The sequence below is a fragment of the Streptomyces sp. OZ13 genome (assembly GCF_052068155.1).
Classification (GTDB): Bacteria; Actinomycetota; Actinomycetes; order Streptomycetales; family Streptomycetaceae; genus Streptomyces.
Map to the genome: position 1 here is coordinate 21,435 of NZ_JBQHCZ010000015.1, position 13,132 is coordinate 34,566.

The 13,132-nt window shown below is 71.7% G+C and carries 15 protein-coding genes; 10 read left to right on the forward strand and 5 right to left on the reverse strand.

Annotated features, from left to right (window positions below; all coding sequences use genetic code 11):
- The first annotated feature begins 70 nt into the window (after window positions 1–70).
- Window positions 71–310 (forward strand): DUF397 domain-containing protein, encoded by a 240-nt coding sequence (locus ACTMTU_RS27650; protein WP_441266172.1) that lies wholly within the window; start codon window positions 71–73, stop codon window positions 308–310.
- A 90-nt stretch (window positions 311–400) separates the two neighbouring features.
- Window positions 401–1,303, forward strand: coding sequence for a helix-turn-helix domain-containing protein (locus ACTMTU_RS27655; protein ID WP_441266173.1), 903 nt, complete (start codon window positions 401–403; stop codon window positions 1,301–1,303).
- A gap of 142 nt (window positions 1,304–1,445) precedes the next feature.
- Here ACTMTU_RS27655 and ACTMTU_RS27660 read toward each other — a convergent pair whose 3' ends face one another.
- Window positions 1,446–2,255 carry an SAM-dependent methyltransferase gene (locus ACTMTU_RS27660; protein WP_441266323.1) on the reverse strand — a complete coding sequence of 270 codons (810 nt, stop codon included), beginning with the start codon at window positions 2,253–2,255 and terminating at the stop codon, window positions 1,446–1,448.
- Between the two features lie 167 nt (window positions 2,256–2,422).
- The gene (locus ACTMTU_RS27665; RefSeq protein ID WP_441266174.1) at window positions 2,423–3,328 is read right to left on the reverse strand and encodes a LysR family transcriptional regulator; all 906 of its coding nucleotides are present in this window, start codon (window positions 3,326–3,328) and stop codon (window positions 2,423–2,425) included.
- Between the two features lie 119 nt (window positions 3,329–3,447).
- Between ACTMTU_RS27665 and ACTMTU_RS27670 the strand changes: the two genes are divergently transcribed.
- The 3 genes from ACTMTU_RS27670 (at window position 3,448) to ACTMTU_RS27680 (ending at window position 5,992) form a co-directional block, all read left to right on the forward strand.
- The gene (locus ACTMTU_RS27670) at window positions 3,448–4,152 is read left to right on the forward strand and encodes a type 1 glutamine amidotransferase domain-containing protein (RefSeq protein ID WP_441266175.1); all 705 of its coding nucleotides are present in this window, start codon (window positions 3,448–3,450) and stop codon (window positions 4,150–4,152) included.
- 314 nt (window positions 4,153–4,466) lie between these two features.
- On the forward strand, window positions 4,467–5,288 hold the full coding sequence (locus ACTMTU_RS27675; protein ID WP_441266324.1) for a VOC family protein: 822 nt from the start codon (window positions 4,467–4,469) through the stop codon (window positions 5,286–5,288).
- 23 nt (window positions 5,289–5,311) lie between these two features.
- Window positions 5,312–5,992, forward strand: a complete 681-nt coding sequence (locus ACTMTU_RS27680) for an HAD family hydrolase (protein WP_441266176.1) — start codon at window positions 5,312–5,314, stop codon at window positions 5,990–5,992.
- A gap of 202 nt (window positions 5,993–6,194) precedes the next feature.
- Here ACTMTU_RS27680 and ACTMTU_RS27685 read toward each other — a convergent pair whose 3' ends face one another.
- Window positions 6,195–7,232: an NAD-dependent epimerase/dehydratase family protein gene (locus tag ACTMTU_RS27685; protein ID WP_441266177.1), complete on the reverse strand. Its 1,038-nt coding sequence runs from the start codon at window positions 7,230–7,232 to the stop codon at window positions 6,195–6,197.
- Window positions 7,233–7,409: 177 nt separating this feature from the next.
- Here ACTMTU_RS27685 and ACTMTU_RS27690 point away from each other — a divergent pair, with 177 nt between their 5' ends.
- The 5 genes from ACTMTU_RS27690 (at window position 7,410) to ACTMTU_RS27710 (ending at window position 11,052) form a co-directional block, all read left to right on the forward strand.
- Window positions 7,410–8,093, forward strand: a complete 684-nt coding sequence (locus tag ACTMTU_RS27690) for a HemK2/MTQ2 family protein methyltransferase (RefSeq protein WP_441266178.1) — start codon at window positions 7,410–7,412, stop codon at window positions 8,091–8,093.
- 52 nt (window positions 8,094–8,145) lie between these two features.
- Entirely contained in the window at window positions 8,146–8,292 is a 147-nt protein-coding gene (locus ACTMTU_RS27695) for a CDGSH iron-sulfur domain-containing protein (protein WP_364596112.1), read from the forward strand.
- A 3-nt stretch (window positions 8,293–8,295) separates the two neighbouring features.
- A complete protein-coding gene (locus ACTMTU_RS27700) occupies window positions 8,296–9,309 on the forward strand; it encodes an iron-containing redox enzyme family protein (protein WP_441266179.1) in 1,014 nt (337 codons plus the stop codon).
- Window positions 9,310–9,504: 195 nt separating this feature from the next.
- Entirely contained in the window at window positions 9,505–9,750 is a 246-nt protein-coding gene (locus ACTMTU_RS27705) for a DUF5133 domain-containing protein (RefSeq protein WP_441266180.1), read from the forward strand.
- Between the two features lie 60 nt (window positions 9,751–9,810).
- Window positions 9,811–11,052, forward strand: coding sequence for an FUSC family protein (locus ACTMTU_RS27710; protein ID WP_441266181.1), 1,242 nt, complete (start codon window positions 9,811–9,813; stop codon window positions 11,050–11,052).
- Window positions 11,053–11,104: 52 nt separating this feature from the next.
- Here ACTMTU_RS27710 and ACTMTU_RS27715 read toward each other — a convergent pair whose 3' ends face one another.
- Window positions 11,105–12,355 (reverse strand): cytochrome P450, encoded by a 1,251-nt coding sequence (locus ACTMTU_RS27715; RefSeq protein ID WP_441266182.1) that lies wholly within the window; start codon window positions 12,353–12,355, stop codon window positions 11,105–11,107.
- Between the two features lie 55 nt (window positions 12,356–12,410).
- Window positions 12,411–13,097 carry an ANTAR domain-containing response regulator gene (locus ACTMTU_RS27720; RefSeq protein ID WP_441266183.1) on the reverse strand — a complete coding sequence of 229 codons (687 nt, stop codon included), beginning with the start codon at window positions 13,095–13,097 and terminating at the stop codon, window positions 12,411–12,413.
- Between the last annotated feature and the right edge of the window lie 35 nt (window positions 13,098–13,132).

The window sequence follows — 13,132 nt, forward strand, 5'->3', positions numbered from 1 at the left end:
GCGGATGCAATTGCAGATGGGATTGCATCGGTGGGATCCGGGTCAAACGTGTGCGAGCAGTGAGGAGTTGATGGGCGTGGAGTTCGTCAACGGAATGCAGGCCAGTGCGCTGGAGTCGGTGACGTGGATCAAGAGCAGTCACAGCAACGCCACCGGGAACTGTGTGGAGATGGCGTCGCTGCCGGGCGGCCGGATCGCGATCCGGAACTCCCGGGACCCGCACGGGCCGGCGCTCGTCTGCACACGCGACGAGTTCGCGGGATTCGTGGCGGGAGCCCGTGAGGGCGGTTTCGACGCGGTAATCGGCTGAAAACAGTCGGTGAGTGGGCGACTTCCCCATGGCCTCGCCGCGCGAGTGCTGGATACTGTCGTCGTCCCTATTTCTCCGCAGGAGCGCCTGATGGCTGCAGTCGAACCGAGTCCGTCGTTGTTCGTCCGGCCGCTGGGAGCGGTCGAGAACAACCCGACCGCCCTCAGGCTGATCCTGGGTGGCAAATTGCGCCAACTGCGGGTGAACGCCGGGCTGGACCCAGCGGACGTCGACGCCCGGCTGGGCTTCTCGCGCTCCAAGACCAGCCGGATCGAGCTGGGCCGCCACGGCTGCAAGCCGGCCGACGCGATGGCACTGCTGAATCTGTACGGCGTCGGGGCACAGGAGCAGGTCGAAGAGTTCATGCGGCTGGTGACGCAGTCCCGCCAGACCGACTGGTGGCGCTCCTTCAGCGACGTCCTCTCCGACTTCTTCGAGCCGCTGGTCGCCCTGGAGGGCGCCGCGGCGACGATCCGTACCTACGAGCCGTTCTACGTGCCCGGTCTGCTCCAGACCGCCGCGTACGCCGAGGCGGTCGTCCGGTCAGGGCCGGGCCACCTCCTCACCCACGATGTGCGGCGCCGGGTCGAACTGCGTCAGGAACGCCAGCGGCAGCTCGACACACCGGAGGCGCCGCGCCTGTGGGCCGTGATCGACGAGTCCGTGCTGATGCGTACGGTGGGCGGACCGCATGTGATGCGCGAGCAACTGCTGCACCTCGTCGGGATGATGGAGCGGCCCCGGGTGACCCTGCAGGTCGCGCCGCTGGAGGTGACGGCCTCCGTCGGCGTCGGGACGGGCGTGACCTATCTGCGTTTCGCGCTGAGCGACCTGAAGGACGCGGTCTACATCGAGCACCTGACCGACAGCACCTTCTCCCAGAAGCCTCAGGCCGTCGAGCAGTACCGTGACATGCTCGACCGGCTGGGCGCGTGCGCCCTCACTCCCAAGCAGTCGCTGGAACTGCTCCAGCAGCGCATCAAAAGCCTCTGAAGGCCCGGGGGTTCGACCCCGGTCCGATGATCCTGCCTTCGGTGTGCGCGCCTTCGAAGCCCGCGCCGCCACGGCCGTGGCCCGGCGAGCCGCTCCTTCGAGCCGGCTCGCCGCGCCGCCGCCTGCGCGCGCTGCCGTGTCGCTACGGGATGCGCGCGACCCCGCCCCACTCGATCCACTCGTCGGTCTGCTGCACCGGCGCCAGATCGTTGTCGGGCCGCCAGGTGGAGACCTCCACCAGCCCGGGCTCCAGGATCTCCATGCCGTCCAGGTAGGCGGCGACCTCGTGCTCCTCGCGGACCCGGCCCCAGTGGTTGTCGGTGGCCTGCGCCATGAAGTCCGTGACGAACTTGCGGATCTCCGGCCTGTCGCTCACCAGTTGGCAGACGACCAGGAAGCTGCCGGGCGCCAGTCGTTCCGCGACCCGCCGCACGATGCCGGCCGGGTCGTCCTCGTCCGGGATGCAGTGCATCACCGATACGAAGAGCGCCGCGACAGGCTGGCTGAAATCGATCAGCCGCCGGGTCTCCTCGTGGTCGAAAATACCGTCGGTGTCGCGCATGTCGGCCTGGATGACCGTGGTGCGGTCGTTCTCGTCGAGCAGGGCCCGGCCGTGCGCGAGCACGATGGGGTCGTTGTCGACGTAGACGACCCTGGACGCCGGATCGACCGACTGCGCGACCTGGTGGACGTTGTCCTGGGTCGGCAGACCGGATCCGTGGTCGATGAACTGGCGGATGCCGTAATCGGCCGCCAGCATCCGCACGACACGCCGCAGGAAGCGGCGGTTGTTGACGGCGAGTGTCTTCGTGCTGGGGACCTGCTTCAGAAGTTCTTCGCAAGCTTCGCGGTCCGACTGATAGTTGTCGTCGCCCCCCAGGAAGTAGTCGTACATACGTGCCACGCTGGGCACTTTGGTGTCGATGGCGTCGGGGCGCCACGAACTCTGCATCCAGTCCTCACCCGCGTTGATGGAGATCCGGTTCTGTGGGATCCACATGCTAGGGAGACGCCGCACGGCGGTACAGGTGGATGGCGGGGGCAGCGGCTCCGGTACGTCGGCTTTCGGCCATGGCGCACCGTCCCAACTGTCCCACTCTCACCAGGCGTTGCGGCCGGTCAGAGCATGCCCCACGAGTGCGCGCGGGTGCGGAGGTGGTCGTGGACGAGCGCCAGGGGCGGATGGACGAGTGCCCCGGCCCTGGTCGCCAGGTAGAGCGTGTTGAGCGGCGGGGCGGCGGGCTCGTGGAGCAGTTCGACGGAGCCCGCGGAAAGGGCCGGCTCGGCGAGGTAACGGGGGAGGGCGCTCACCCCCGCGCCCGCGACCACGGCGGCCAGAACGGCGCGCAGGTCCGGGACGATCACGGAAATGTGGTTCGGCGGCCGGCGGGCGAACTCGCTCAGCCAGTAGCGGCGGACGATGGGCAGGTCGTCCGCGTAGCCGACCAGCGGGAGATGCGCGAGGGCGTCCACCGGATCGCCGGCCAGCCGCGCGCTGTCGACGCTGCGGGCCAGGGACGGCGCGCCGACGAGGACGAACTCCTCGTCGATGAGCGGCGTGGCCACGATGTCCTGCTGCGTCGGCCTTATGGCGGACACCACCAGCTCCACGTGTCCCTCCGCGAGGGCGGCCAGCAGGTCCCGGGCGAGACCGAGCGTCACATGGATCCGCAGCCCCCTGGTCGTCAGCGGCGCGAGCGCGGGGAGGACACGCATGGCCATCAGCTCGCCCGGGCCGGCGATGCGCACGGTCCCCACATGCGCCGCCCCGGCGCGCGACGGTTCCAGCGCCGCCCGCAGCTCGTCGAGGTGCGTGCCGACGCGGGCGGCGAGATCGGCCGCGTGCGCGGTGGGGGTGACGCCCTTGCGGGAGCGGACGAACAACTGCTCACCGAGTTGGTCCTCCAGCCTGGCCAGCTGCCCGCTCACGGCCGGCTGGGTGAGCCCGAGCCGCTCGGCCGCGGCGGAGATCGACCCGCAACGGTAGATCTCCACGAAGGTCGACAGCAGATCGAGTCCGGGCACGCAACCCTCGTTCCATAAGAGAAGTTATGACGCTCATGATGCCCGCGGATGATCCGGGGACAAAGCTGGGGTTGTCCCTGTCGAACAGCAAGACACCCGAGCCACGTAAGGACTGTTCCATGTCGAAGATCCTCATGGTCGTTTCCGGCGCCGACAGCCTCAAGCTGTCCGACGGCACCAGCCACCCCACCGGCTACTGGGCCGAGGAACTGGCCGCCTCCCACGAGGTGCTCCGGAAGGCGGGCCACGACGTGGTCATCGCGACCCCGGGCGGCGTCCGGCCGACCGTGGACCCCATCAGCCTCGACGAGCGCGGCGGCGTCGAGGAGGCGGACGCCAAGAGGTTCCGCGCCTACCTGGACGCCATCGACGCCGAACTGGCCCGGCCCACCGATCTCTCCACGGTGTCGGCCGGCGACTACGACGCGGTGTACATCCCGGGCGGTCACGGTCCGATGGCCGACCTCGCCGTCAGCGCCGACCTCGGCCGGCTGCTGACCGACGCCGACACCCAGGGCAAGATCGTCGCGGCGCTCTGCCACGGTCCGGCCGCGCTGCTCAGCGCCGTCGGCGAGGACGGCTCCTTCGCCTTCTCCGGGCGTGAGATGACGACGTTCAGCGACGAGGAGGAGCAGCAGGGCGGCCTCGGCGACAAGTCGCCGTACCTGGTCGAGTCGCGCCTGCGCGAACTGGGCGCCGTGGTCCGGCCGGGCGACGCGTGGGCGAGCCGGGTCGTCGTCGACGGCAACCTCGTCACCGGCCAGAACCCGCAGTCGAGCGCCGACACGGCGCAGCAGGTCGTCGAGGCGCTGGCACGCCGCTGACCCTGTTCTCCGTCTCCTGCGACAGGCCCCGGCCGGGTTCCCCCGGCCGGGGCCTTTGCCCGCCCACCCGTCCGCCACGCCCGCCCCGGACGCCCGGGCGGCGCAGCGCCCCGTACGGATTCCGGACGCGGCCGCCACTCCGGCGTTACGGACGGCCGTCACCAGGGCACTCGAGTCTCGGAAGCACAGCCGGACCGGGTCACTGAGTGCTCCTCTTCGCCCACGGAATGTGACGACCGCGTTCGCCGGCCGCCGCCCGCGGGAGCACCATGGAACCGGCCCGCGTGAACCGCCCACGACCGCCGGACATGGTGATGAACGAGAACTCGACCCCGACCGTGACCGCCGCCGCTGCCGCCTCCGCCGCGGTGTTCGGCGCGCCCTGCTGGGTCAGCCTCATGGCCCGTGACCTGCAGGCAGCCCAGGACTTCTACGGGGCCGTGCTCGGCTGGAAGTTCCGCAAGGGAAGACTGGGCGACCAGTTCCGAGTCGCCGTGGTCGACGGTTTGCCGGTCGCCGGGATCGGCGCGCTGGCACCCGCGCTGACCGTCGCCGTCGCCTGGACCCCGTACTTCGCCGTGGAGGACGCCGACCGGACCGCGAGTCGCATCCGGGAACGCAGCGGCACCGTGGCGGTGGGGCCGCTGGCCCTTTCCATGGGGCGCGGCGTGCTCGCGGCGGACCGCGACGGCGCCGTCTTCGGCATCTGGGAAGGCGAGCTGATGCGGGACTGGCCCGCCTGGCGTGACAAGGCGCCCGCGTGGATCCGGCTGCTGGCCAAGGACGCCTTCGAGTCGGCGATCTTCTACGGCGAGGTGTTCGACTGGGCGTCCGACCGGGCCGGCTGCTGCGAGGTCAGCTACCTGGAAGGCGCGGTCGTGCTGCACCGTGAGGGGCGGGTGCTCGCCAGACTCACCTCCGGAGCGGACGGCACCGCGTCGAACCCCCTGCTGCATCCCCGCTGGCATGTGCACTTCGCGGTGAAGAACCTCGAGGAGACGGTGCGTACGGCCGACCGGCACGGCGGCACCGTCCTCGCCGAGCGCACCACACCACACGGCGCCGAGGTCACCCTGCGTGATCCCGACGGCGCCATCTTCAACGTGACCGCCACGGACAACGCCGTACCGCAGTAGCACCTGGGGAAGGACCTGCAGACATGGACCGCGCCGCTGTGTTCGACGTCGACGGGACGCTGGCCGACACCAACCATCTCCATGTCGTCTGCTGGTGGGAGGCGTTCCGGCAGGCGGGCCACCACGTGACCATGGACCACATCCACCGCTCCGTCGGCCTGGCCGGCCAGGACCTGGTGGAGCATGTGCTCGGCGACGACCGCGACACCGCGCAGGACGAGGCGATCAAGGCCGCCCACAAGGCCCTCTACGGGACGTACTCCGACCGGCTGCCGGCGTTCGACCAGGCGGGAGACCTGCTGCGCGCCCTGGCGGGCGACGGCTGGACCGTGGTGCTCGCGAGCTCGGCCGGCGGATCGGAACTCGCGGCGCTCCGGCGGGCCGTCGACGCGGACGACGCCATCTCCGCGATCGCGGGCGCCGACGACGTGGCGGAGGGCAAGCCCGCTCCCGACCCGGTCGAACACGCGCTGGAACTGGCCGGGGTCCCGGCCGACCGCGCCGTGTTCGTCGGCGACACCGTGTGGGACATGCAGGCCGCGTCCCGGGCGGGGGTGCGGTGCGTCGCGCTGCTGTGCGGCGGGATCCCGCGCACCGCCCTGGAGGCGGCCGGGGCCGCGGCGGTCTTCGACGATCCGGCGGATCTGCTGGCCCGGATCGGCACGGGCCCGTTCGCCGACCTGCTGGAGCCGTCCGGCCGTTAGCCGGGGCCGTTCCGCGCGCGTCGGCCGGGGCCGTTCCGTGCGGGCATGCATGCGGGGCACGAGAACCACTGGCGGGGTGCTTCGTGGCGCGGCCCGCGTGCGAGGGCTGTTCGGTCCACGGGCGGGCGAGACCCTTGTCGGGCCGGGGCGGTCAGGGCGAGCCCTGCGGCCGGGTCGGGATCGCGGCGGGCGGGCGCCGCGGTCAGTGCGCCCGGTGGCCGGCCAACGGTGCCGTCCGCTCGCCGGAGCCCATGCGGACGCCGCGCAGGAATTCCTCCAGCGCCGCCGTGGCCGTGTGCCGCGGCTGCCAGTCCAGCTCTTCCCTGGCCCGGGCCGTGCTCATCACCGGCATCCGCAGCAGCGCGTCGAACAGCTGCGGCGACGCCGGAACGGCGCGCAGTCCCCATCCCGCCGTCAGCACCGCGTGCGCGGCCTGCCGAGGGAACCGCACCACGCGGGCCTTGAGAAGCTCACCGAGGGTCTGCGCGTCGACGACCGGCTCGGCGGCGAGATTGAAGGCCCCGCGCGCGTCGAGGAGGACGGCGAGGAGATACGCGTGCGCGGCGTCGTCGGTGTGCAGCGCCTGGAAGCGCAGTCCCTCGATGTCGGGCACGAAGGGCAGCAGCCCCGGCCTGATCAGCGGTCCCGGCAGGAACTTGCCGGCGAAGATCCGGCGCTGCTCGCTGGCCGAGGTCTCCTTGAACATGAACGCCGGGCGCATGCGTGCCACGCGGATCCCGGTGTGCCGCAGTTCGAAGGCGTCGAGCGCCCGCTCCAGATAGGACTTCTCGCGGCAGTAGGCCGCCTCCGGCCAGCCGTGCGTGGGCCACGACTCGCCGACGCCGGGACCGGTCTTCGGCCCCGGCGCGTAGGCGCCGACCGACGAGGCGTGGATCAGCGCCGGTACCTGCGCCGCGGCGACCGCGTCGAAGAGCCGCAGCGACCCGAGGACGTTGGTCTGCCAGGTCGTGGCGGGGGAGTGCGTCGGCTGGAAGCGCCATGCCAGATGGATCACGGCGTCGGCGCCCTCCAGATGCCGCACGAGCCCTTCACCGGCGTCCTCGCGGGACAGATCGACGGCCGCCCACGACGTCCGCGAAATGTCCAGGTCGGGGACGCGCCGGGCGAGGCCGAGGACCGACGCGATCCGCGAGTCCTCGGCGAGCGCCCTCACCACGCTCGTGCCCACGTTTCCGGTGGCCCCGGTGACCACCACCCGCAGTCCTGTCTTCACGCTCATCAGCAACTCCGTGGGGTTCCCGGAACACCGGCCGGCTGCTGCCCGGGTCCCCGGCGGGCGCGGACCGAAACGGATGAAACGCGCGGTGCTGGGCACACGGGATCAAGAAGCCGGGCAACGGGATCAAGAAACCACCGGCCGGCGGTACGCCGGCACAGTCTGCCGAGGGAGTCGGGAATGACCAGTCTGCCGGGAGTGGACCGGGGCGGGGCCGCGATGGTGCTCGCCCCAGGTGTGTACGCCCCGCAGAGCGACACGTTTCTGCTCGCGGACGCGCTCGAGCGTGAACCGCTGAGGCCGGGTGCCGAGGTACTCGACGTGGGCACCGGGACGGGAGCGCTGGCCCTCACGGCCGCCCGGCGCGGCGCCCGTGTGACGGCTGTCGACAGCTCATGGCGTGCCGTTGCCGCCACCCGCGTCAACGCCCTGCTCGCGCGCCGTCGGGTGCGCGTCCTGCACGGTGACCTGCTTGACCCGGCCATGGGCCGGCGCTTCGACCTGATCGTGTGCAACCCGCCCTACGTGCCCGCACCCCACGCCCGCCCGCCGCGGCGCGGCGCGGCAGTGGCCTGGGACGCGGGCCACGACGGCAGGGCCGTCCTGGACCGCATCTGCGACGGTGCCGCGGAGCTGCTGAAGCCGTCGGGGGCCCTGCTGATGGTGCACTCGGCGCTCAGCGGGGTCGGCGCGACCCTCGAGCGGCTGCAGGACGCCGGCCTGGACGCCGCCGTCGTGGAGCGTCGTCTCGTTCCCTTCGGGCCCGTGCTGCGTTCACGCAGGAAGTGGCTCGAGCGGCGGGGGCTGATCGCTCCCGGCGAGGACAAGGAAGAGCTGGTGATCATCCGTGCCGATCGAGCATGAGGACCGAACGGCCCCGGAGCCCTGCCGTGTGACGGTGACCCGCGAGGGCCCGATGCTGGTGGAGGGCCCTGTGGAGGTCGTTCTCGACGACGGGACCACGGTGCGGTCCGACCGGTTCACCGTCGCGCTGTGCACCTGCCGGCGCAGCCGGACGTACCCCTGGTGCGACACCAGCCACCGCCGACGGGGCAGGAGGTGAACGATGACGGACCTGGTCACGGCCACGGAAGCGGCCCTGGAGGGCGAACTGCCGGGCGCACGGGGCGAACTGTCGCACGGGGTGCTGCACGCCCTGCGCGACCCGGCCGGCGCGCCGCTGCCGGACCCCGGCGCCGCGGAGCGGGCCGACCCCTTCGGCGACGACCTGCAACTGGCCCTGTACGTCAGTTACGAGCTGCACTACCGGGGCTTCGCCGGTGTCGACCCGGCCTGGGAGTGGGACCCGGGGCTGCTCGCGCTGCGCGCGGCGATGGAGCGGCGCTTCCTCGACGCGCTCCGCGGGCGGGTCGCCGGGCACCCGGACGTGTACGAGGCGCTGGACGAGCTGCTCGTCGAACCGGTGGACGGCACCGGAGTGTCGTACTTCCTCAGGGACGAGGGCCGGCTCCGGCACCTGCGCGAGTACGCCGCCATGCGCTCCCTGTACCACCTCAAGGAGGCCGACCCCCACGCCTGGGTGATCCCACGGCTCCACGGCAGGGCCAAAGCCGCCTTCGTGGCGGTCGAGTTCGACGAGTTCGGCGGTGGACGCGCCGAGCGGGTGCACGCCCGGCTCTTCGCCGGCCTGATGACCGACCTCGGTCTCGACCCCTCTTACGGCCGGTACCTCGACGCCGCCCCCGCGGAGATGCTGGCGAACGTCAACCTGATGTCGCTCCTCGGGCTGCACCGCGCCCACCGGGGCGCTCTGGTGGGGCACTTCGCCACCGTCGAGGTGACGTCCTCACCCGGTTCGCGCAGGCTCGCCGAGGCGATGCGCCGTACCGGTGCGGGGCCCGCGGCCGAGCACTTCTACGCGGAGCACGTCACTGCCGACGCCGTGCACGAACAGATCGTGCGCCGTGACGTCATCGGTGGACTGCTGGCCGACGAACCCTCGCTCGCGTCCGACGTGGCCTTCGGTATAGCGGCCACGACGTGCCTGGAGGACCTCCTCGGGGACCGGCTCATGGCCGCCTGGCGGAACGGCTCCACCAGCCTGCGGAAACCGCTGTGAGACCTGGCAATTGTGAAAACCGGCCCGGCGGCTGTGAACGCCCCGTCCCGGCGTGCCGTGACCCCTCCATACCAGCGACTACCTACAGTAGCCAGCTGTGTGGCGGACACGACCGCTCCGGTTCACAATGAGGCACCGGACGGACCTCGCTCCGCCGTGTCAGGGGGCCGCATACACCGGGAGACCACAATGCTGATGCCCGACGTGAGTGTGATCACCAGGCTGATTGCCCGCTACCGGGCGCAGGAACATTTCGTCCTCGCCGCTCCCCACGACGACTCCGCGCGGAGACGGTTCGAGGACACCGCCTACACACTGTGTGTGCTCATGTGCGAGCGCACGGCCCGCGACGCGCTGCTGGCGGCCGAAACCTACGTGGGCCGCCGGATCCGGTCGGCCGCACCGGTCGTCGGCGAGGGCGCGGCATCCGGCGGGCGCTGAGGGGGATCCCGGACAGACCACCACTTACGGGTCCGGGCGAGGGAGCGGGGAAGGACGAAGGTGTCTGAGGTTGAGGCCCGCACAAGGCTGCGAGCGCCGGTCGCCGGCATCGTCGGCTGGAGCAAGGATCCGGCCGTCGTGCAGACGGTGCGATCGACCGCGGCGGCGACCATCTCGTACGTGGTCGCCGTTCAGGTGCTCGACAGTCCGGTCGCCCCGCTCACCGCGCCCCTGACGGCGCTGCTGGTCGTCCAGGTCACTCTCTACTCCACGCTCACCACCGGTGTGCGCCGGGTGAATTCCGTCGTCGTCGGCGTCCTCATCGCCATCGGCTTCAGCGCGCTCGTCGGTCTGACCTGGTGGAGCCTCGGGCTGATCATCCTGGCCTCGCTGGTCGTCGGCAGATTCGTGCGGGTCGACGAGTTCGTCCCCGAGGTCGCGATCAGCGCGATGCTCGTGCTCGGCGTGACCCAGGTGGGCAGCGCCGCGTGGGACCGGGTCCTCGAGACGCTCATCGGCGCCGTCGTGGGGCTCCTCTTCAACGTGCTTTTCGTTCCGCCGGTATGGGTGGAGGCCGCCGGGGAGTCGATCGAGGACCTCGGGCGGCGCATGCGACGGCTGCTTCTGCGGATCGGTGAGGAGCTGACGAGTCCGACCCCGGTCGAGCGGGCGGCGGCCCGGCTTCACGAGGCGCGCAGGCTCGACAACGACATCGCCGACGTGGACGCGGCGCTGCGCCAGGCCGAGGACAGCCTCCGGTTCAATCCGCGGGTCAAGGAAGGCCTGTTGCACCGCATCGTGCTCCGAACCGGCCTCGACACCCTGGAGATCTGCGCCGTCGTCCTGCGGGTGCTGGCCCGCACCATCACCGACCTCGCCAAGGAACGACGGGAGGAGCAGTTGTTCTCCCACGAGGTCGGTGTCGCACTCGAGGAGCTCCTCTCGCACGTCGCCGACACGCTGGTGAGCTTCGCCGTCCTCGTCACCACCCAGACCAGCGAGAGCGCCGACGCCGCGGAGGAGCGGCTCACCGGGGAGCTCGCCGCCGCCCGTGCCAGCCGCGACAACGCCGCCGATCTGATGCTCAAGGGCGTTCAGCGACAGCCGCGCCACTGGCAGCTGCACGGCGCGTTGCTGACCGAGATCGACCGCATCCTCGACGAGTTGGACATGGACCACCGGTCACGGCGTCTCATGGAGGAGCTCGACCGCCACACCCGGGAGCGGCGGGAGAAGCGCCCGCGGTTGTCCGCCCTCCGCGACTGGCTGTGGGGCAGGACCCCGCGCCGCCGGGTCCCCTGATCCGACGCGGCGGGGCGGCGGACCCGGGCCGGGACCGCCGCCGTGCGGTGCGTCAGCGGGCGGCGGGCGGCCGGGGCGCCAGCAGGAAACCGTCGATCGGGCGGGTGGGGATCCGGCGCAGCGGGATCGACATGTCCTGCGGCGGAACACCGTATTCCAGCCGCGCCAGCTGTGGCACCAAGGCCTTCAGCAGCGCCACGGTGATGTCCTCGCCGGGGCACCGGTGGCCGCCCGCCGTGTCGCCGCCGCCCTGCGGGATGAGCAGGTCCGCCCCGGCCGGCCCGCCGTCGGCGAACCGCGCGGGCTCGAAGACGTACGGGTCGGGCCAGAGCGCCGGATCGTGATGGTGGCCGTAGACGTCGAGCAGCACGAGCGTGCCCTCGGCGATCCGCTCGCCCCGCCACTCGAGGTCCCGCACCGCGACACCGCCCAGGAACGGGGCGAACGGATAGAAACGGCGGACCTCATGGGCGAACGCTTCCGCGTGGTCGGGGCCACCGTCCCGCAGCAGCTCCCGCTGCCGCGGCCACCGGTGCATGGCATGCGCGGCGAACGCCATGAACCAGGCCACGGCCGCGGTCGGCCGGATGATGTTGAGCACCTCGACCGCGGCGGTGTGCGGGTCCAGCAACCGGTCGTCGTCGTCGCGGTGCAGTGCCACAGCGTGCAGCGCCGCGCCGGAGTCCTCCGTCCCGCTCCTGCGGATCTCTTCGATCAGGGTGCTCAGCCGTTCCTCCTGGCGGGTACGGGCCTTCCGGGCGCGCCAGTGCCGTGGACCGGCGGTGGCGAAGCCGTCGACCATCGCCACCAGGTCGCGCGCCGCGGCCCGGCCGTCGTCCTCCCCGCGGGGCACTCCCGCCCAGTCGCAGACGGCGCGGGTGATCAGCACACTCGCCTCCGTGAACAGGTCGATCCTCGGCCGGTGCGCCCACTCGGCGACGGCGGTGTCCCACTCCTTCACGGCCTGTCCGGCAAGGGCGTCCACGCCCTGCGCGTCCTTGAGGAGCGAGACGAACAGCGCCTTGCGGGCCCGGTGCGCCGAGCCGTCGAGCGTGTGCACCGCTCCCCGGCCGAAGAGCGTGTCCAGGACGGGCCCCGGCAGCGCGGAACGGCGTGCGATGTGCTGCTCGTCGTAGAAGAAGGGCACCGCGTCGAGGCCGTGCAGGGCGATCGCCGGGCGGCCCATGAGCCGCGTCCGCACGGGGGCGCCGCCGCTGCGCCGCAACAGGTCGGGCAGCCAGGCGTACCCCTCGAGGAGCGCGGGCACGGTGGCGTCGGGGCGAAGGATCTCGCGTAGTTCCATGCGGAGAAGCGTTCCCCGCCGTCATGGTGAAATGCCCTCATTCGCCCCGATGCGGTCACTGCGGGTGCTGCTGCCCCCGCAGACTGCGGCCCCTGCTGCGCACGATCTCCTCCGCCACCGCGCTCAGCTTGCGGTTGGTCCGCTGCGAGAAGCGCCTCAGGACGTCGAAGGCCTCGGCCGGGCCGCAGCCCAGGGCATGCATCAGGATGCCGCTGGCCTGGTCGATGACGGCGCGTGAGTCGAGCGCCGTCTCGAGCTGGTTCACCTGGGCGAGAGCCGCCCGGTAGAAGTGGTCGCGCACCAGTCCCTGGGCGAACTGCTCGCCCAGCACGACCACCGGATGATGCGCCAGATGGGCGAACGCCCCGGGGCGGAAGCTGTAGAGACTCAGGGTCACCTCGACCTCGCTGCGCCGGAACGGCATCGTGACGCTGGAGCGGATACCCGACTCCAGGGCCGCGGCGCGGTAGTCGGGCCAGCGCTCCTCGTCCAGCAGATCGATGGCCGCGACGGGCTCGCCGGTGTCCAGGGCGCTCGAGGTGGGACCCTCGCCCGAATCGAGCTCGACGGAGATCAGCGTCGTCAGATCGGGGTGGGTCGCGGCGGCACGGCGCTCGGCCGAGCCGTCGGTGACCGTGGTCGCGGCGCCGCAGCAGGGCTCGACGCAGCGCATCGCCGCTTCCGTGAAGTCCGAAAGGTCGCGGGCGCCGGGTGCCACGGTCAGGTCCGTCGGGGGCAGCATTGCGTGTCCTCCTTCCGCGGGTGCGGCTGCCCGCC

Coding starts and splice junctions, on each gene's coding strand:
- ACTMTU_RS27650 (WP_441266172.1), top strand. CDS start 71: ATGGGCGTGGAGTTCGTCAACGGAATGCAGGCCAGTGCGCTGGAGTCG.
- ACTMTU_RS27655 (WP_441266173.1), top strand. CDS start 401: ATGGCTGCAGTCGAACCGAGTCCGTCGTTGTTCGTCCGGCCGCTGGGA.
- ACTMTU_RS27660 (WP_441266323.1), bottom strand. CDS start 2,255: ATGCAGAGTTCGTGGCGCCCCGACGCCATCGACACCAAAGTGCCCAGC.
- ACTMTU_RS27670 (WP_441266175.1), top strand. CDS start 3,448: ATGTCGAAGATCCTCATGGTCGTTTCCGGCGCCGACAGCCTCAAGCTG.
- ACTMTU_RS27675 (WP_441266324.1), top strand. CDS start 4,467: ATGAACGAGAACTCGACCCCGACCGTGACCGCCGCCGCTGCCGCCTCC.
- ACTMTU_RS27680 (WP_441266176.1), top strand. CDS start 5,312: ATGGACCGCGCCGCTGTGTTCGACGTCGACGGGACGCTGGCCGACACC.
- ACTMTU_RS27685 (WP_441266177.1), bottom strand. CDS start 7,232: ATGAGCGTGAAGACAGGACTGCGGGTGGTGGTCACCGGGGCCACCGGA.
- ACTMTU_RS27690 (WP_441266178.1), top strand. CDS start 7,410: ATGACCAGTCTGCCGGGAGTGGACCGGGGCGGGGCCGCGATGGTGCTC.
- ACTMTU_RS27695 (WP_364596112.1), top strand. CDS start 8,146: ATGCTGGTGGAGGGCCCTGTGGAGGTCGTTCTCGACGACGGGACCACG.
- ACTMTU_RS27700 (WP_441266179.1), top strand. CDS start 8,296: ATGACGGACCTGGTCACGGCCACGGAAGCGGCCCTGGAGGGCGAACTG.
- ACTMTU_RS27705 (WP_441266180.1), top strand. CDS start 9,505: ATGCCCGACGTGAGTGTGATCACCAGGCTGATTGCCCGCTACCGGGCG.
- ACTMTU_RS27715 (WP_441266182.1), bottom strand. CDS start 12,355: ATGGAACTACGCGAGATCCTTCGCCCCGACGCCACCGTGCCCGCGCTC.
- ACTMTU_RS27720 (WP_441266183.1), bottom strand. CDS start 13,097: ATGCTGCCCCCGACGGACCTGACCGTGGCACCCGGCGCCCGCGACCTT.